Genomic DNA, 16,945 nt, shown 5'->3' on the forward strand with positions numbered 1-16,945 from the left:
AGGACCGGGAAGCTGCGCAGTGTCCGGCGCCGCGCGCCGACCTGCATTAACTTGCCGCAGCACAACTGCGGCACCCGTAGCTGATACACGCCGATGAAACAGATTCCGCTCGATTTGAGCGCGGACCAGCCGCAAAGCTTCGACAGCTTCGTGACCGGCCGCAACGCAGAACTGCTGGAGCGCTTGAAGCTGCTGGCCTCTGCCGGCGTGGGCAAATCCACCCATACCGGCAGTGCCAGCACCGATCGCTTCATCTACCTCTGGGCCGAAGCCGGGGCCGGCAAGAGCCACCTGCTGCACGCCCTGGCCACCAAGGCCGGCCAGGAAGGCAATCATGCCCGCCTGATCCACGCCGACTCGCCCGAGTCGGCCTTCGAATACAGCCCCCGCACCAGCCATTACCTGCTCGACGACGTGGACCAGTTGTTCGAGGAGCAGCAGATCGCTGCCTTCAACCTGTTCAACCAGATCCGCGAACAGGGCGGTTGCATGGTCTGCAGCGGCACCTTGCCCCCTACCCGCCTGGAGTTGCGCGAAGACCTGCGCACCCGGCTGGGCTGGGGCCTGATCTACCAGGTCCATGATCTCTCGGATGACGAGAAGATCGCCGCCCTGCTGCAGATCACGCTGGACCGCGGCCTGGAAATCCCCCCGGCCGTGATGATGTACATGCTCACCCACTACCGGCGCGACATGCCTTCGCTGTCGCGCATGCTCGACGCGCTGGACCGCTACTCGCTGGCTACCAAGCGCGCCATCACCCTCCCCTTGCTACGCGAACTGTTACAACAGGAATCCGGAGAACAATGAACCTCGCCCTTTTCGATCTCGACCATACCCTGCTGCCGCTCGACTCCGACCACGAGTGGGGCGAATTCATGGCGCGCATCGGCGCCGTGGATGCCGACAGCTTCCGGAAAGCCAATGACGAATGGTTCGCCCATTACCAGAACGGCACGCTGGACCCGGTGGCCTACCTGGAGTTCGCGCTGGGCAACCTGTCGCGCATCCCGCGCCAGCAACTCGACGAGATGCACCAGCAGTTCATGGAAGAAGTGGTCAAGCCGGCCATCCTGCCGCAAGCCGTGGCCCTGGTGAAGAAGCACCTGGACGCCGGCGACCTGGTGGCCATCGTCACCGCCACCAACCATTTCGTGACCAAGCCCATCGCCTCGCATTTCGGCGTGGAGCACCTCATCGCCGCCCTGCCGGAGCTGGACGCCCTGGGCAACCTCACCGGCAAGCTGCGCGGCACGCCGACCTTCGGCCCGGGCAAGATCGTCCATACCGAAGCCTGGCTGGACCAGCTGGGCCATACCCTGGACAAGTTCGAGCGCAGCTATTTCTATAGCGATTCGCAGAACGACATCCCCCTGCTGGAACGCGTCACCGACCCCATCGCCACCAACCCCAACGACAAGCTGCTGGCGCATGCACAGTCCCGTGGCTGGCCGGTACTGAACCTCTTCGCCGACGGCCACGTGCAATGATCAAGAAACTGATTCGCTCCATCCTGGGCCGCGGCAAGGCTGCTGCAGCCGCAGAGAGCGCCGAACCGGTCAAGAAGTCGCGGGCCAAGGCCGGCACAGCAGGCGGCAAGATCGAACCCGACGTGCTCGGCCCCAAGCAGCATGGTATCGATCCGGCGCTGGTCTCGCCCAATGCGGTGCGCGTGACGCAGACCCTGCAGGATGCCGGCTACAAGGCCTTCATCGTCGGCGGTGCAGTACGCGACCTGCTGCTGGGCATCAAGCCCAAGGACTTCGACGTCGCCACCAACGCCACCCCGGAACAGGTCAAGCAACTGTTCCGGCGCGCCTTCATCATCGGCCGCCGTTTTCAGATCGTCCATGTCATGTTTGGTCAGGAACTGATCGAGGTCACCACCTTCCGTGGCGCCTCGGCCGAAGCTGCGCCCAAGGATGAACATGGCCGCGTGCTGCGCGACAACACCTTCGGCGAACAACATGAAGACGCAACCCGACGCGACTTCACCATCAACGCCATGTACTACGATCCGGCCAGCCAGACGGTGCTGGATTATCACGGCGGCATCGCCGACATCCGCGACAAGAAGCTGCGCATCATCGGCGAGCCCGAAGCGCGCTATCGCGAAGACCCGGTGCGCATGCTGCGCGTGGTGCGCTTCGCGGCCAAGCTCAAGTTCAGCATCGACCCGGCCAGCAGCGCCCCCATCCGCGTGATGGCACCGCTGATCGACAACGTGCCGGCCGCGCGCGTGTTCGACGAAATGCTGAAGCTGCTGATGAGCGGCCATGCCCTGGCCTGCCTGCAGCAACTGCGCAAGGAAGGCCTGCACCATGGCCTGCTGCCGCTGCTGGACGTGGTGCTGGAACAGCCCCTGGGAGAGAAATTCGTCAGCCTGGCGCTGGCCAATACCGACGCCCGCGTCAAGGAAGGCAAGGGTGTCTCTCCGGGCTTCCTGTTCGCCTCGCTGCTGTGGCATCAGGTACTGGAGAAATGGCGCGCCTACCAGGCTGCCGGCGAATACCCGATTCCTGCACTGCACCTGGCCGCTGACGATGTGCTGGATGCCCAGACCGAGAAACTGGCCCTGCAGCGCAAGATCGCCTCGGACATGCGTGACATCTGGGCCATGCAGCCACGCTTCGAGCGCCGTGTCGGCAAGGCTCCCTACAAGCTGCTGGAACACCTGCGCCTGCGTGCCGGTTTCGACTTCCTGCTGCTGCGCTGCCAATCCGGTGAACTCGATGCCGAACTGGGCGAATGGTGGGAAGCCTTCATCGCCGGCAACGCTGCGGAACGCGAAGAACTGATCGCCCGCAAGCCGGCCGATACTGCCAGCGGCAGTGCCGGCGCCGGCCCCAAGAAGCGCAAGCGACGCGGTGGCCGCAGCCGCAGCAAGTCCGTCGGCGACAGCGGCGGCAATGAGGGCGGTGATGAACAGCAGGCCGCGCCGGCAGAAGTGGCCGACGCGCCAGCCAGGAAGCCTGCCGCGGCGCCCGCCGAGGCAGTTGGCGAAGCAGGCAGTGAAGGCGGCAGCGCCGAAGCGCCCAAGCGCCGTCGTCGCCGCAGCCGCACCAGCACCGGCGGCGCGGGCCCCGATGCAGCGCCCACCGGCGACGACCAGTAAGCAGGCATGAACCGGCCCGAGACCCTGGCCTGGATCGGCATTGGCGGCAATCTGGGCGACGCCCGGGCCACGGTCGAGCAGGCCATCGCGCGGCTCGCAGGATTGCCGCAGTCACGCCTGATGCACAGCTCCTCGCTGTATCGCACCGCCCCCATCGACTCCAGCGGCGACGACTATGTCAATGCGGTGGTGCTGGTCAGCACCACCCTGCCTGCACTGGAGCTGCTGCACGCCTTGCAGGCGATCGAACTGCAGCACGGGCGCGAGCGGCCCTATCGCAACGCGCCGCGTACGCTCGATCTGGATGTACTGATGTATGGAAATGCCAGCATCGCCAGCGCGGAACTGACCGTCCCCCATCCGCGCATGGCACAGCGCGCCTTCGTCCTGGCACCGATGCTGGAGATCGATGAAACGGTGGAGATTCCCGGACTGGGACCGGCCCGCCCGTTTCTGGATGCCATCACGGATCAGCCGGTCAGCAGGCTGTGAACCCTCCGCTGCGGCCTTGTCCGTCGCCTACGCGACCCCGCCCGTAGCCGCCCCGCGCCCCAGCGGTCGCAACTCGTGCAGGCGGCGATGATGTCCCTTCAACCACAGCGACAACTCATTGGCCGGCATGGGCTTGCCGATCAGGTAGCCCTGCCCCAGGCTGCAACCGAAATCCTGCAGCAGGCGCCAGTCTTCCATGGTCTCCACACCTTCGGCGACGGTCACCAGTTCCAGGCGCTGCGCCATGTCCAGCGCGGATTGCAGGATCACGCGCAAGTTCTTGCGTTCATGCGCACCATGCACGAAGGAACGGTCGATCTTCAGTTCCGTGAAAGGGATGCGGGCCAGTTGCTGCATCGATGAGAAGCCGGTGCCGTAATCGTCAATCGACAGGCCGAAGCCCTTGAGCCGCAAACGCGCCAGCATCCCCAGGGAATTTCCCTTGTGCGCGACCACCGAGCTTTCGGTGATTTCCAGCACCACGTTCTCGGCCGGCAAGGCATGCTTGTCCACCAGTTCCAGGATGCGATGCAGGAAGTCGGGTTGCTCCAGCGACAGCGGCGACAGGTTCACCGCCACCTTGATCGCCAACCCCCGGCTATGCCACACCGCCGCCTGCGCCATGGCCTGGTCCATCATGCGGATGGTCAGGTCGTGGATCAGGCCGCACTGCTCGGCCAGGGGAATGAAACGGTCCGGCGGCACCATGCCGCGTTCCGGATGAATCCAGCGCGCCAGTGCCTCGACGCCCTTGAGGATGCCCGTCTGCACATCCACCTTGGGCTGGAAGTAGGGCAGCACCTGCCCACCCTCGAGTGCCACGCCCAGGTCGGTTTCGCACATCGAGGGCAAGGGATCGTCATGCGCATGCGCATCGCCGCCATGACGCCGGAAGCCTTGCAGTGCGGCGCGCAATTGGCCGAGATTGAGTGGTTTCTGCAGTACGCCGATCAGGTTCATGCCCAGCGCATGGATCATGGTTTCCACCGACAGCAGCAAGGAAGTCTCGCGACTGGAGGCCACGATCAGCGGAATGTCGATGCCCTTCTGCTGCAATTGCTGGATCAGCTCGATGCCATCCATGCCCGGCATTTCCAGATCGATCACCACCAGCCCGGGAGGCAGCTTGAGCAGCGCCAGCAGATCCAGCGCCTCGTTGCCGTTACCGGCCTCGTAGATCAGATCGACGCCCAGCTCCTGCAGCAGCGACACGCTATGGCCGCGCTGCAGGGCGCTGTCGTCGACGACCAGCGCGGATTCGATCAGCTCATTGAGATTCTCTAGAGGCATATTTTTCGATCACGGCAGAGATATTGTCGAGCGGGAGGACATCACCGACGCCCCCCATGTGTATCGCTTCTTTCGGCATGCCGAAGACCACACTGCTGGCCTCGTCCTGGGCGTAGGTCGCGGCGCCGCAATCGGCCATCTCCCGCATTCCCCGCGCTCCGTCGTCCCCCATGCCTGTCATGATGATGCCTACTGCATTGCTGCCGGCGGCCTTCGCCAGCGAGCGGAACAGCACGTCCACCGATGGCTTGTGCCGGCTCACCAGCGGCCCTTCCAATGTTTCCACATAGTACTGCAGGCCATCGCGCCGCACGACCAGATGCTTGCCGCCCGGCGCGATCAATACGCGTCCGGGCAGGATCACGTCGAGATGCTCGGCTTCCTTGACCTCGGCTCCCGAGAGACGATGCAACCGCTCGGCGAAGCTGCGCGTGAAACGCTGCGGCATGTGCTGCACCACCACGATGCCGGGACAACGCTGGTCCAGTCGGCCCAGCACCCTCTCCAACGCCTGCGGTCCGCCGGTGGAAGCACCGATGGCGACGATGCGCGCCGTCGGTGGACGGTAGCCGTCTTCCGGCCCTGGCGGGTTCAGGACGGCATCGGCGGTGTAGCGCTGCAAGCCCGAGGTCCAACCCGCATCATGCAGTATTTCGCGCGATGCTGCTTTGACCGGGCGCAGCCTGGACAGCTGTGGCACGGACCGTGTCGGCGCCGGGGTGGCTACGCCGCCATTGCGGCTACCGGGTCCGGCCTGCATCGCGGTGCGGATGGCGCTGGCCAGTTCGACCACGGCCTCCTGCAGGAACTCGCGCACACCCAGTTGCGGCCTGGCAATGACGCTCACCGCGCCGGCCGCCAGTGCTTCGGCCGCGACCTGGCTGCTGTCGCCGGCCCGCGCGCTGCACATGATGACCGGCGTGGGTCGGGTGGCCATGATCTGGCGCAGGAAGGTGATGCCATCCATGCGCGGCATTTCGATATCCAGCAGGATCACGTCCGGCCACTCCTGATGCATCTTGCGCAAGGCAAACACCGGATCGGGTGCCGTGCCGATCACACGGATGTCGGCAGTCTGCGCCAGCAGTTGTAGCATCAACTGCCGTACCACCGAAGAGTCATCGATGACCATGACCCGGATTGCCGGCGGCGCGTTCATTGCGGCCTGCGGTAGATGGAGGGTGAATGCATCAGCAGGTCCAGCTCCATGCCGTGCAGGGATTCCGAATGCCCGACCACCAGATAACCGCCCGGACGCAAGCGCGCAATCACGTCACGCAATACCTTGAGCTTGGTCTCGCAATCGAAATAAATGATCACGTTGCGCAGGAAGATCAGGTCATACATGCCATCGTCATGGGCATGCAGTGCGGTCAGGTTGCGCTGGGCAAACTCGACCTTGGCGCGCAGGTCGGCCTGCACCAGGAACTGGCCCTCGTATTCACCGGTACCAAGCAGGCAATAGCGGCGCAGGTAAGGGCGCGGAATGTTCTGGCCGCGCGCCATCGGATACAGGGCGCGGCGCGCGAAACGCAGCACCCGCGTGCTGATGTCTGAGCCGAACACCGACCACGAGGCGCTCGGCCGGTGATGGTCCAGCAACATGGCCAGGGTATAGGCCTCTTCCCCGGTGGAACTGGCGGCGCTCCAGACGCGCAGGCTCTTGCGCTCGCTCCACAGCGGCAACAGTTCGTCGGCCAGGAAATCGAAATGCCCCTGCTCGCGGAAGAAGTAGGTCTCGTTGGTGGTGATGAGGTCGATGGCGCGCTGCCGCTCCTGGCCACCCTGCTCACTGCTGATGAGGGCATAGTACTGGCCCAGCTCGCGCAGGCCCAGCTCGTGCACGCGGTTGCTCAGGCGGCTTTGTAGCAGGGCCTTCTTCGATAGCGGCAGGTGCAGGCCGATATGCTTCTTGAACAACTGCTGGAACAGCTGCATGTCATGATCGCTGACCTCATCATCCAGTTGCAGACCCAGGCCTGCACTGCCGCTCAGGTGGGTGATGCCGCCGGAACCGCCGATGCTGGCCATGGCCGCTACTCCCGCGTAGCCTGGACCGACAGCACCGGCACGCCGCCCAGGGCGTCGTCGGCGCTCATGCCCAGCAGGCTGGCCAGCTCATCGACCGACAACACGCGCTGCACGTCCAGCACCACCACGAAACGCTCGCTGACGTTGATCATGCCCTCGATGAAATCGGCCCGGATGCCGGCGCCAAAGGAGGGCCGTGGTTCGATGTGATCCACGCCGATGCTCAGCACCGCGCTGACCGCGTCGACCATCACGCCCAGCAGCAGCATCTGCTCGTCCTGCACCAGTTCCATGATGATGATGCAGGTACGCTTGGCCTCGACGGTGGGCGGGCGACCGAAACGCACCGACAGGTCGATCACCGGCACCACCGAGCCGCGCAGGTTGATCACCCCGCGCAGGAATTCGGGCATCAACGGCACTTCGGTCAGACCACCGAATTCGATGATCTCGCGGATGTTGAGGATGGGCATGGCAAAGCATTCCGCACCGACCAGGAAGGTCAGGAACTGGCGGGTCTCGATGACTTCTTCCTGTTGCCGCTTGCGGGCCGATTCGCCGTTCAACGATACGCTGGGCATGGCCTGCTCTCCTGGCTGTGCCGGCGGGGGCCGAACCGGTCTACTGCGCGCCGTATGGGCGCTGACGTGAGGGTGGATGCAATCTTGCTCATGGCTTGCGACCTCAGAAACGCTTGAACGCGGACTCGTCCACGCCGGGCTCGTTCTCGTCCACATCCAGCATGGACAGCCGGCGCACCCGCTCGTGCTTTACACCAGGGGTACGGGGCTCGCCGGGCTTGTCGCCACGCGGTGGCATCTTCTGCATCTCGCCCACGCGGAAGAAGCGCATCAGGTCCTGCAGATGGATGGCCTGGGCACTCATCTCTTCCGAGGTGGCCGACAGTTCTTCCGAGGCCGAGGCCGTCATCTGGGTGGTTTGCGCCATCTGGTGCACGGCGTTGTTGATCTGTTCCAGACCGGTGGATTGCTCGGCCGAGGCCGCAGCGATCTCCTGCACCAGGTCGGCAGTCTTGCGGATCGACGGCACCATCTGGTTGAGCAGGCCGCCGGCCTTTTCGGCCAGGCCCACGCTGTTCTCGGCCACGGCAATGATTTCCTGGGCGGCGGTCTGCGAGCGCTCGGCCAGCTTGCGCACTTCGGCCGCGACCACGGCAAAGCCCTTGCCATGCTCACCGGCGCGTGCCGCTTCGATGGCCGCATTCAGGGCCAGCAGGTTGGTCTGGTAGGCGATGTCGTCGATGATGCCGATCTTGCTGGCGATCTGCTTCATCGCAGCCACCGTCTCGCGCACCGCTTCGCCACCTTCGGTAGCGGCATTGGCCGAGAGGCTGGCGATGCCATCGGTGGTACGGGCGTTATCGGCGTTCTGGGCGATGGTGGCGGTGATCTCTTCCACCGAGGCACTGGTTTCCTCGACGTTGGCGGCCTGTTGCGAAGCATTGTGCGACAGCGCCTGGGAAGACGATGAAATCTGCTCCGATGCCGAGGCCAATGCGCTGGCTGTGCCACTGACATCGCCGATGACGTCGGTCCACTTGGTGACCATCTGTTGCGTGCTGTAGAGCACACTCACCTTGTCGCGCTTGCGCAGCGGCACGGTCACGGTGAGGTCGCCCTCGGCCACCCGGCGCAGCACGCTCATGGCATCACGCGGTTCGCCCCCGATCTGGGAACGGATGGTGCGATAGGCAAACCCCAGGCAGGCGAACAGCACCACCACCGAGGCAGTGAGCAGCCAGAAGATCTTCTGTTCCAGTTCCGCGTAGTCGGTACCGGCCTTGACCACCCGGGCCTGGGTGCGCTCATCGACCAGGCGCAGGAAATCGTTGACCGGACTCATCACCTTGCCGAACAGGGTGCGATAGGTCTGGTCGAACACCAGCTCCTGCGCCATGGCCTGGTTGGGCGCGCCCACCACGCTGTACTTGCCTTCGCCATCGTCGAACTCGCCCTTGACGGCGTGGAAGGCGGTGATCTCGATGCGCGACAGCTGGTCGGCCAGTTTCAGCGCCTCCTGCATCTTGGCCAGTTCCACTTCGGTGAAGCCGGAGCGCTGCATCAGCTCGGACAGCGGCACCGCCTGGGCACCCGCTTCCAGCGGAAGCTTGCGGGCGCTCACCAGGTCCCAGTTGAAGCGGTCATAGTTGGCAGGACGAGGACGCTTGCCGTTACGGATGTCCAGGATCATGTAGTAACGATCTTCGTCGTTGGGATCGCCCGTGGTCACATAGGCACGCGCGAACTTGGTCATATCCTCGGTGGTCCGGCGCAGCTCATTGGCCAGCGCAGCCGACGAATAGCGCGACTGGTGGGCATGCTCCAGGGCCGTGTTGGCCTGCCTGAGGGTATCGGTGAGACTGATCACCACCGCCACCAGGATGGACAGCACCACTGCCAGCCAGATGAAGATCTGCTTGATGCTCATTCTGTTGGTCATCGATTCTTGCATGCTCGCGTCCCCTTGTGCTGCACTCGTCATTGCGCGGACGTCACGCCGCGTTCGGCGTAGACCGCCGTATTGCCTTGTTCCTGCTGCTGGGTGTGATGGACCAGGTGCGGGATGTCCAGGATCAGCGCCACCCGGCCGTCACCGAGGATGGTCGATCCCGACAGTCCCTTGACCTTGCCGAACAGCCTGCCCAGCGGCTTGATCACCGCCTGGCATTCGCCGAGCAAACCATCGACCAGCAAACCTGCGCGCAGCTGGCCGTATTGCACAATCACCAGGCTCTTGCGCGCACGGCCCTGCTGGCGCTCAGGCAGGTCGAACAGCTCGCGCAGCGGGACAAAGGGCAAGGGTTCGTCGCGTACCGCCACGATGTGGCTGCCGCTCTGGTGGGGCGGCATGTCAATGCATTCCACCACCATGTCCAGCGGGATCACGAAGACTGCATTGCCCACCACCACCTGGAATCCGGAGATGATGGCCAGCGTCAGCGGCAGGCGGATACGCACCACGGTGCCGCGCCCGCCCTCGGTATCGATGGAGACCTCGCCATGCAAGGCCTCGATATTGCGCTTGACCACATCCATGCCGACCCCGCGTCCCGACAATTCGGTCACCTGCCGGGCCGTGGAAAAACCGGGCTCGAAGACGAAGCGATAGATGTCGGCATCGCTGAGGTCTTCGTCGCCGCTGGTCAAGCCCTGTGCCACGGCCTTTTCCAGGATGCGGTCGCGGTCCATGCCGCGTCCGTCATCCATGACTTCGATCAACACGCTGCCCGATTCGTGGGTGGCATTCAGGCGCAGGGTGGCCTTGGGTGGTTTGCCGGCGGCGAGGCGCTCGTTGGCCGGTTCAATACCGTGGTCGATGGCATTGCGCACGATGTGCATCAGCGGATCGGCCAGGCGCTCGACCATGGATTTGTCCAGCTCGGTATCGGAGCCGGTCATGATGAGGTCGATGTCCTTGTCGAGGTCGCGCGCAATGTCACGCACGATGCGCGGGAAGCGCTGGAACACTTCATTGATCTGCACCATGCGCAAGGTCAGGGCAGCATCGCGGATCTGTTCCATCAGGCCGTCGATGGCCTGGGTCGCTTCCTCGAACTGGCTGTCCTTGCGACGCCGCGCAATCAGTCGTGCACTGGCACCGGCAATCACCAGCTCGCCCACCAGGTCGATCAGTTGATCGAGCTTGGACACTTCGATCTTGATGAACTTCTGCTCCTGCGCACGACGTTCGTCCAGCAGGCGCGGTCGCTGGCGCGTATCGGGCACGGCCACCGGCACCACCGGCGCGGCGGCTTCGTCAACCGTGGCCGCGCCCAGGCAGCGCCATTGCGTTTCATTGAACAGTCCGTGGTGGCGCCAGAGACCGGCCAGACGCGCCGCATCCTCACGCGCCAGGCGTTGCAGCACGGTGGCGTAGTCAGCCAGCACGCTATGTGGTGACAGGATATCGATGCGACTGTCGTCACGCACGAACTCGAAGACATCCTCCAGCGTCTGGCGGGAAGAGCCCGAGGCAAAACAGATTTCCACGCCCAGGTAGCAGCTTTCGGCATCCATGCTGGCGGCATCGGGGATGCCGCTTTCCACCGGCAGGATGGCGACGATACGGCCGAGCGAGCGCAGATAATGCAGGAAGGACAGGGGGTCGAGGCCATCGCGTAGCACGTTCTCGTTGAACTGCAGCGACAGGTGCCAGTAGGGATAGTCGGCCGGGGCCTGGGCAGTGAGTTCGTCGATCGCCCCCGTGCCCTCCCGCTGGCCCGCCACCGCGTCGCCTGCTGCGGCAGGCTGGCCGGCGCCGGCTGCCTCGGCTGCATCGGCCGTGCTTGCAGTCAGCGCCACCAGGGCCAGCTCGGCCAGCAGCGCCGTGCGCCGCTCGGCATTGGGTTCCTCGGCTTCCTGGCCGCGTTCGATGGCATCGACCAGTTCACCGATGTAATCGCCACACTGCAGCAACAAGGACATCAGGTGGCCATTCAGAGGCAGGCGATCCTGGCGCACCAGGTCCAGCAAGTGCTCCACCTGGTGCGTGAACTGGACGATGCTGTCGAAGGCGAACAGCCCCGCCGATCCCTTGATGGTATGGGCGGCGCGGAAGATGGCGTTGATGCACTCGCGGGTCGGACCTTCCATCTCGATCTGCAGCAATGCGGCTTCCATCGCCACCAGCAGTTCGCGGGCTTCCTGTACCACGGCATCGCGGGCAGAATCCTTTTTCATGCGACCTCCCCTGCCGGCAGGAGCAGGGCATCGGCGGGACTGAAGCGCTCATGCAGTTGCAGCAGGTCCAGCGCCGCCACCACCGCCGGGCTGTAGGCGCCGATCTCCAGCTGGCGGCCCCGCTCTGCCAGTTCGCGCCGCAGCAGCAACAGCAACTGGATGCCCGCGGTGTCGATCTCGTCCACTCCGGCCAGGTCCAGCACCACGCGTGGCTGCACCATCGTCAATGCGTGCAGCAGCTCCGGCTTGCGCTCGGCCGCCTGGAAAATGCTCAGTCCGCCGCTCACGGTGAGCAGCAGGCTGTCCTCTTGCACGGAGTACGTCAGTGGCATGTGGTGGGTCTCGGCTTTCTATCGGTCTTCTATCGGTCGCTTGCTGTCGGTCTATGGCTATCGCTCGGCGGTTCGGCGGTTCGGTGTTCAGGGTTGTACCAGCTTGGCCACCGCATCGAGCAGCACCGGTGGCTGGAAGGGCTTGTGCACCCAGGCACGGATACCGGCGGCCTTGCCTTCCTGCTTGCGCGCTTCGCTGCTCTCGGTGGTCAGCATGATGACGGGGGTGAACTTGTAGGCGGGCATCTGCTTCATCTCGCGCACGAAGGACAGGCCGTCGAGGTTGGGCATGTTGAGGTCGGAGATGACCAGGTTGAACTTGCGGCCGTCCAGTTTCTTCAGGGCTTCGCGCCCGTCAGCGGCCTCTTCCACGTGGTAGCCGGCACTCCTCAAGGCGGCCGAGATGGTCTGCCGCAGGCTGAAGGAATCGTCGACGATCAAAATGCTCTTTTCCATCTCGGTTCCTCAGAAGAAATCCACTTGGGACGGCGCTGCGGGATGGCCCTGCTGGCCGGCGTGTATCTGACGCTGTTCCTGCGTGGTATAGGTCTTTTCGAGATCGGCCAGCCATTGCTGGGGGGAAGGCAGCGCGTCCTGGCCAGGTTCGGCAGCACCGCGCAGACGGGCGATATCCTGTTGTACGTGGTCCAGGATCTGGCTGATGCGGTCCTGGAATTGCAGGTGGACCAGGATGTCGCAGACTTCGCGATCGACTTCGCGGCCTTCGTCTTCCAGCTCCTCCACGGTGGTGGTCAGCTTCATGGCGGACTGGCGGAAGTCGGCAATGATCTGGTCAATCACGGCCCGCGAGTTTTCCACGATCTCGCTGGCGCCGGCGGCCATCTCGCCGGTGCTGCCGATGGCCGCCAGGATCTGCTGGCGGGCACCCTTGGCGCGGGCGGCGATCTGCCGACTGTTCTCGGCCGAACGCTCGGCCAGCTCCTGCCAGCTCTGGGCATCGCTGAGGAGATCGGTCACACCGGTCTGGCCGGCCAGTTGTTCATTTTGCTGGGCCAGACGGCGGATGTCGTCATTGGCGGCCATGAGCGCGTCGAAGCGGGTCGCCAGCACCTGACGGGCGGCCTGCATGCCTTCCAGCGCCGAGGCGATGATGCCCAGTTGCTCTGCAGCATCCTGGATGGTCTGCAGGATGTCGCCGTTGGCCGCGCGGCTGGCGGGGTCCAGCGTGCCACCGAGACGCTCGTGGATGCCGACGAAACGGGCCGTGAGGCTATCGATGGCCGACTGGGTCTGTGCACGTGCCAGCTGGACATTGCCTTGCCACACCGGCAGCACTTCGCGCAGCAGGTCGGTCAGCGGGTGGGCCTGAGTGGCCTGGGAGGGGGACGCCAATTCCGGCTCCAGTACGGGTTCCATTGCAGGCACCAGGACTGGCTCACCCAAGGCTGCGCCCGGCGCCTGGACGCCCGCTGCCTCGCGCGCCTCGGGGGCCCCGGCCACGGCGGTCCGCGAGACGTCTGCGGCGGCGGGTGCCGGCAGGCAAGTCAGATAGAACGCACCGCCGATCAGGAGGCCGACCAGCAAACCCAGCCACCAGTGCTGGGCCAGCATCATGAACAGCAGCAAATTGACCAGGCACAGCACTGGCAAGATATTGCGAAGCGATTTCAAAGCCACGATCCCGATTTGTTGTTCACAGCTTGGGTCAATGCGCGTGGCGCCACGGGCGCACCATGCTCTTGACAGCGTTTACGGCAGGTATTGGCCGATCTTGGGGCAACAGGCAACAGACCGGCACACCGCCTGCTCGGCATGCCGCCCTGCAGCGAACCCGGCACTAATCTCCCACCGGGTTGGTCTATCCTGCGCGCACCAACCCACAGTCTATTGTGCTGGTTGCCAGAGTGTCGCCTTTCGTCGAATAAAGGCCAATTTCCGTTTGAGTTATCGACGCAGTGGATAGGCGAACGGGGATTATTGCAATAGTTACAACAAAACCAAGCTTCCGCGGGTGCCGCCCGTCGGGGGAAATCAACTACAATGCCGCACCCGGCGTGCCGGGGGAAAGAGGACGCATGGAACTGGAAAGTTACCGCTACATTGCAATCGACGGGCCGATCGGCGCCGGCAAGACTTCCCTGGCCAAACGCCTGGCCAGCTTGTGGGACGCCCAGGTGGTGCTGGAACAGCCGGAGGAGAATCCCTTCCTGGCCGACTTCTACCGCAATGCCGGCCAGCATGCCTTCCAGACCCAGGTGTTCTTCCTGTTGCAGCGGATCCGACAGTTGCAGGCGCCGCTCGATCCGGCGCTGCTGGAGGGGCGCTTCGTCGCCGATTTCATGCTGGAAAAGGACATGCTTTTCGCCGGGCTGACCCTGGCCGGCGAAGAACTGGCGCTCTATGAAACCTTGTACCTGCAGTTGCGCCCGCAGGCGCGGCTGCCGGACCTGGTGATCCATCTGCAGGCCGCACCCGAGATATTGCAGGCGCGCATTGCCGAGCGCGGCGTGGCCATCGAAGAAGGTATTTCGCTGGATTACCTGCAACGGCTTTCCGAGTGCTACAGTCAGTTTTTCTATCATTACGAAGGGGCGCCGGTATTGACCGTCAATACCGAACACCTGGATCCGGCGCACAACGACGCCGATCTGCGCACGCTGCTGCAGCACATCGAAGAGATGCGCGGCAAGCGCGCCTTTCTCAATCAAGGAGGTTGAATTTCCAATGGCAGGCTATCTTCAGGAATCCGGCGCGGCACGCGCCAAGCCGGTGACGACCCACACCCTGCAGGCCATGCGCGCCAAGGGCGACAAGATCAGCATGCTGACCTGTTACGACGCCAGCTTTGCGACGCTGATGGAGCGTGCCGGGCTGGAGACGGTATTGATCGGAGACTCTCTCGGCATGGTCTGCCAGGGTCATGATTCGACACTGCCGGTGAGCATCCAGGACGTGGCCTACCACACCGCTGCCGTGGCGCGCGGCAGCCACACCATGCTGATCATCGCCGACCTGCCCTTTGGCACCTATCCGACCCGTGAAGAAGCCTTCCGCAACGCCGCCCTGCTGATGCAGGCGGGGGCGCAGATGGTCAAGCTGGAAGGCGGTGTATGGCTGGCGGACACGATCAAGTTCCTGACCGAGCGCGGCATCCCGGTCTGCGCCCATATCGGCCTGACGCCGCAGTCGGTGCACCAGCTGGGCGGCTTCAAGGTGCAGGGCAAGACCAGCGATGGCGCTACGCAATTGCACGCCGATGCACTGGCCGTGCAGCAGGCGGGGGCGTCGCTGGTGGTGATCGAGGCAGTGCCGGCAACGCTGGGCAAGGAAGTGACCGACCGCCTGGCCATTCCCACCATCGGCATCGGCGCCGGCCCGGACTGCTCCGGCCAGGTGCTGGTGATGCATGACATGCTGGGCGTCTTCCCGGGGCACAAGAGCCGCTTCGTGCGCAACTTCATGGACGGCGCCGGCAGCATCGAGCAGGCGGTGCGCGCCTACGTGGCCGCAGTCAAGGACGGCAGCTTCCCGGCGCAGGAGCATTGCTTCTGAGACTGCCTGATGCATCAATCGCCTGCAGCCTGACGCAGGCGGACAGCAAAACGGCCAGCGATCTGCTGGCCGTTTTGCTTTGCTGCTGTCGCGCGAAGGAGCTCCGGTCTTACTCGAAGAATTCCTTGACCTTGTCCTTCCAGGTCTTGGTCTGCGGGCTGTGCTTGGCGCCGCCTTCGGTGGTCAGCTGCTCGAACTCGCGCAGCAGTTCCTTCTGGCGTTCGGTCAGCTTGACCGGCGTTTCCACCACGACGTGGCAGAACAGGTCGCCGGCATAACCGGAGCGCACACCCTTGATGCCCTTGCCGCGCAGACGGAAGGTCTTGCCGCTCTGGGTTCCTTCGGGAATGGAGAAGGATGCCTTGCCGTTCAGGGTCGGGGCTTCGATCTCGCCGCCCAGCGCTGCCTTGGCAAAGGAGATCGGCATTTCGCAATGCAGGTCGTCGCCATCGCGCTGGAACACGTCATGCGGCTTGATGTGGATTTCCACATACAGGTCGCCCGGAGGACCGCCGTTGACACCCGGCTCGCCGTTGCCGGAGGAGCGGATGCGCATGCCGTCGTCGATGCCTTCGGGAATCTTCACCTCCAGCGTCTTGTTGCGCTTGATGCGACCGGCACCGGCGCAGGTGGGGCAAGGTTCAGGAATGATCTTGCCGCTGCCGTGGCACTTGGGGCAGGTCTGCTGGATGCTGAAGAAGCCCTGCTGCATGCGCACCTGGCCATGACCGCCGCAGGTGGTGCAGGTGACCGGCGAGGTGCCAGGCTTGGCGCCGCTGCCGTGGCAGGTGTCGCACTGGTCCCAGGAGGGCACGCGGATGGTGGTATCGAAACCGTGGGCCGCCTGTTCCAGGGTGATTTCCAGGTTGTAGCGCAGGTCGGCGCCACGATAGACCTGCGGGCCCGAATTGCGCCCGCCACGTCCGCCGCCGCCACCGAAGATGTCGCCGAAGATATCGCCGAAGGCGTCGGCAAAGCCGCCCGCGCCGGCACCGCCGCCGGCTCCCATGTTGGGATCGACACCGGCATGTCCGTAGCGGTCGTAGGCCTCGCGCTTCTGCGGGTCCGACAGCATCTCGTAGGCTTCCTTGACCTCCTTGAACTTGTCTTCCGCGCCCTTGCTGTCGGGGTTGCGGTCAGGATGGTACTTCATCGCCAGCTTGCGATAAGCCTTCTTGATTTCGTCGTCGCTGGCGTTCTTGGCCAGTCCGAGCACTTCGTAAAAATCGCGTTTTGCCATGTTGTATAACCCACCTTGTTATTGTGTTCCGTCGCTGCTGCGAAGGCCTGCACTGCGGCCGCCCTTGCGCGACCGGAAACCAACAATGTGAAAAAGCCGAGTTCAGCTTTTGACTGCGGACTCGGCGTACCGGCCTGGCCGATCAGACAACCCGGCCGGGTGGATGCTGCTGGAGCTGATTTCCTAAAAATCCGCCCGGGCTGCGGAAAAACCGCACCCGGGCGCGAGCGCT

The 16,945-nt window shown here is 64.2% G+C and carries 16 protein-coding genes; 6 read left to right on the forward strand and 10 right to left on the reverse strand.

Features of this window, described 5'->3' with window-relative positions; genetic code table 11:
- The first annotated feature begins 93 nt into the window (after positions 1-93).
- The 4 genes from hda to folK are packed head-to-tail and all read left to right on the forward strand — an operon-like array spanning position 94 to position 3,607.
- Entirely contained in the window at positions 94-810 is a 717-nt protein-coding gene (gene hda / locus HFRIS_RS03135) for a DnaA regulatory inactivator Hda (RefSeq protein ID WP_006461776.1), read from the forward strand.
- Positions 807-1,490, forward strand: a complete 684-nt coding sequence (locus tag HFRIS_RS03140; RefSeq protein ID WP_006461777.1) for a histidinol-phosphatase — start codon at positions 807-809, stop codon at positions 1,488-1,490. Before hda ends, HFRIS_RS03140 begins: the two co-directional genes overlap by 4 nt.
- Complete coding sequence (gene pcnB, locus HFRIS_RS03145) at positions 1,487-3,115, forward strand: polynucleotide adenylyltransferase PcnB (protein WP_006461778.1); 1,629 nt, start codon at positions 1,487-1,489, stop codon at positions 3,113-3,115. The genes HFRIS_RS03140 and pcnB overlap by 4 nt, the downstream gene beginning before the upstream one ends.
- A gap of 6 nt (positions 3,116-3,121) precedes the next feature.
- Positions 3,122-3,607: a 2-amino-4-hydroxy-6-hydroxymethyldihydropteridine diphosphokinase gene (gene folK / locus HFRIS_RS03150; protein WP_006461779.1), complete on the forward strand. Its 486-nt coding sequence runs from the start codon at positions 3,122-3,124 to the stop codon at positions 3,605-3,607.
- Positions 3,608-3,634: 27 nt separating this feature from the next.
- Here the strand turns inward: folK and HFRIS_RS03155 are convergent, their stop codons facing one another.
- From HFRIS_RS03155 to HFRIS_RS03195, 9 genes are all read right to left on the reverse strand, one after another.
- On the reverse strand, positions 3,635-4,897 hold the full coding sequence (locus tag HFRIS_RS03155) for an EAL domain-containing response regulator (RefSeq protein ID WP_006461780.1): 1,263 nt from the start codon (positions 4,895-4,897) through the stop codon (positions 3,635-3,637).
- Positions 4,875-6,056: a protein-glutamate methylesterase/protein-glutamine glutaminase gene (locus HFRIS_RS03160; protein ID WP_006461781.1), complete on the reverse strand. Its 1,182-nt coding sequence runs from the start codon at positions 6,054-6,056 to the stop codon at positions 4,875-4,877. The genes HFRIS_RS03155 and HFRIS_RS03160 overlap by 23 nt, the downstream gene beginning before the upstream one ends.
- Positions 6,053-6,928, reverse strand: coding sequence for a CheR family methyltransferase (locus tag HFRIS_RS03165; RefSeq protein ID WP_006461782.1), 876 nt, complete (start codon positions 6,926-6,928; stop codon positions 6,053-6,055). Before HFRIS_RS03165 ends, HFRIS_RS03160 begins: the two co-directional genes overlap by 4 nt.
- Positions 6,929-6,933: 5 nt before the next feature.
- The gene (locus HFRIS_RS03170; RefSeq protein ID WP_006461783.1) at positions 6,934-7,509 is read right to left on the reverse strand and encodes a chemotaxis protein CheW; all 576 of its coding nucleotides are present in this window, start codon (positions 7,507-7,509) and stop codon (positions 6,934-6,936) included.
- Between the two features lie 103 nt (positions 7,510-7,612).
- Positions 7,613-9,400, reverse strand: a complete 1,788-nt coding sequence (locus HFRIS_RS03175; RefSeq protein ID WP_039874164.1) for a methyl-accepting chemotaxis protein — start codon at positions 9,398-9,400, stop codon at positions 7,613-7,615.
- Between the two features lie 26 nt (positions 9,401-9,426).
- On the reverse strand, positions 9,427-11,628 hold the full coding sequence (locus tag HFRIS_RS03180) for a chemotaxis protein CheA (protein WP_006461785.1): 2,202 nt from the start codon (positions 11,626-11,628) through the stop codon (positions 9,427-9,429).
- Positions 11,625-11,960: an STAS domain-containing protein gene (locus tag HFRIS_RS03185; protein ID WP_006461786.1), complete on the reverse strand. Its 336-nt coding sequence runs from the start codon at positions 11,958-11,960 to the stop codon at positions 11,625-11,627. The genes HFRIS_RS03180 and HFRIS_RS03185 overlap by 4 nt, the downstream gene beginning before the upstream one ends.
- An 87-nt stretch (positions 11,961-12,047) precedes the next feature.
- Positions 12,048-12,416, reverse strand: a complete 369-nt coding sequence (locus tag HFRIS_RS03190) for a response regulator (protein WP_006461787.1) — start codon at positions 12,414-12,416, stop codon at positions 12,048-12,050.
- A gap of 9 nt (positions 12,417-12,425) precedes the next feature.
- Positions 12,426-13,592, reverse strand: coding sequence for a hypothetical protein (locus tag HFRIS_RS03195; protein ID WP_006461788.1), 1,167 nt, complete (start codon positions 13,590-13,592; stop codon positions 12,426-12,428).
- Between the two features lie 404 nt (positions 13,593-13,996).
- Between HFRIS_RS03195 and HFRIS_RS03200 the strand changes: the two genes are divergently transcribed.
- Positions 13,997-14,638 (forward strand): deoxynucleoside kinase, encoded by a 642-nt coding sequence (locus HFRIS_RS03200; RefSeq protein WP_006461789.1) that lies wholly within the window; start codon positions 13,997-13,999, stop codon positions 14,636-14,638.
- 7 nt (positions 14,639-14,645) lie between these two features.
- The gene (gene panB, locus HFRIS_RS03205) at positions 14,646-15,473 is read left to right on the forward strand and encodes a 3-methyl-2-oxobutanoate hydroxymethyltransferase (protein ID WP_006461790.1); all 828 of its coding nucleotides are present in this window, start codon (positions 14,646-14,648) and stop codon (positions 15,471-15,473) included.
- 109 nt (positions 15,474-15,582) lie between these two features.
- Here panB and dnaJ read toward each other — a convergent pair whose 3' ends face one another.
- Positions 15,583-16,713, reverse strand: coding sequence for a molecular chaperone DnaJ (gene dnaJ, locus HFRIS_RS03210; protein ID WP_006461791.1), 1,131 nt, complete (start codon positions 16,711-16,713; stop codon positions 15,583-15,585).
- Positions 16,714-16,945: the final 232 nt, after the last annotated feature.

The organism is Herbaspirillum frisingense GSF30, from assembly GCF_000300975.2.
Lineage (GTDB): Bacteria > Pseudomonadota > Gammaproteobacteria > Burkholderiales > Burkholderiaceae_D > Herbaspirillum > Herbaspirillum frisingense.

Coding starts and splice junctions, on each gene's coding strand:
- hda (WP_006461776.1), top strand. CDS start 94: ATGAAACAGATTCCGCTCGATTTGAGCGCGGACCAGCCGCAAAGCTTC.
- HFRIS_RS03140 (WP_006461777.1), top strand. CDS start 807: ATGAACCTCGCCCTTTTCGATCTCGACCATACCCTGCTGCCGCTCGAC.
- pcnB (WP_006461778.1), top strand. CDS start 1,487: ATGATCAAGAAACTGATTCGCTCCATCCTGGGCCGCGGCAAGGCTGCT.
- folK (WP_006461779.1), top strand. CDS start 3,122: ATGAACCGGCCCGAGACCCTGGCCTGGATCGGCATTGGCGGCAATCTG.
- HFRIS_RS03155 (WP_006461780.1), bottom strand. CDS start 4,897: ATGCCTCTAGAGAATCTCAATGAGCTGATCGAATCCGCGCTGGTCGTC.
- HFRIS_RS03160 (WP_006461781.1), bottom strand. CDS start 6,056: ATGAACGCGCCGCCGGCAATCCGGGTCATGGTCATCGATGACTCTTCG.
- HFRIS_RS03165 (WP_006461782.1), bottom strand. CDS start 6,928: ATGGCCAGCATCGGCGGTTCCGGCGGCATCACCCACCTGAGCGGCAGT.
- HFRIS_RS03170 (WP_006461783.1), bottom strand. CDS start 7,509: ATGCCCAGCGTATCGTTGAACGGCGAATCGGCCCGCAAGCGGCAACAG.
- HFRIS_RS03175 (WP_039874164.1), bottom strand. CDS start 9,400: ATGCAAGAATCGATGACCAACAGAATGAGCATCAAGCAGATCTTCATC.
- HFRIS_RS03180 (WP_006461785.1), bottom strand. CDS start 11,628: ATGAAAAAGGATTCTGCCCGCGATGCCGTGGTACAGGAAGCCCGCGAA.
- HFRIS_RS03185 (WP_006461786.1), bottom strand. CDS start 11,960: ATGCCACTGACGTACTCCGTGCAAGAGGACAGCCTGCTGCTCACCGTG.
- HFRIS_RS03190 (WP_006461787.1), bottom strand. CDS start 12,416: ATGGAAAAGAGCATTTTGATCGTCGACGATTCCTTCAGCCTGCGGCAG.
- HFRIS_RS03200 (WP_006461789.1), top strand. CDS start 13,997: ATGGAACTGGAAAGTTACCGCTACATTGCAATCGACGGGCCGATCGGC.
- panB (WP_006461790.1), top strand. CDS start 14,646: ATGGCAGGCTATCTTCAGGAATCCGGCGCGGCACGCGCCAAGCCGGTG.
- dnaJ (WP_006461791.1), bottom strand. CDS start 16,713: ATGGCAAAACGCGATTTTTACGAAGTGCTCGGACTGGCCAAGAACGCC.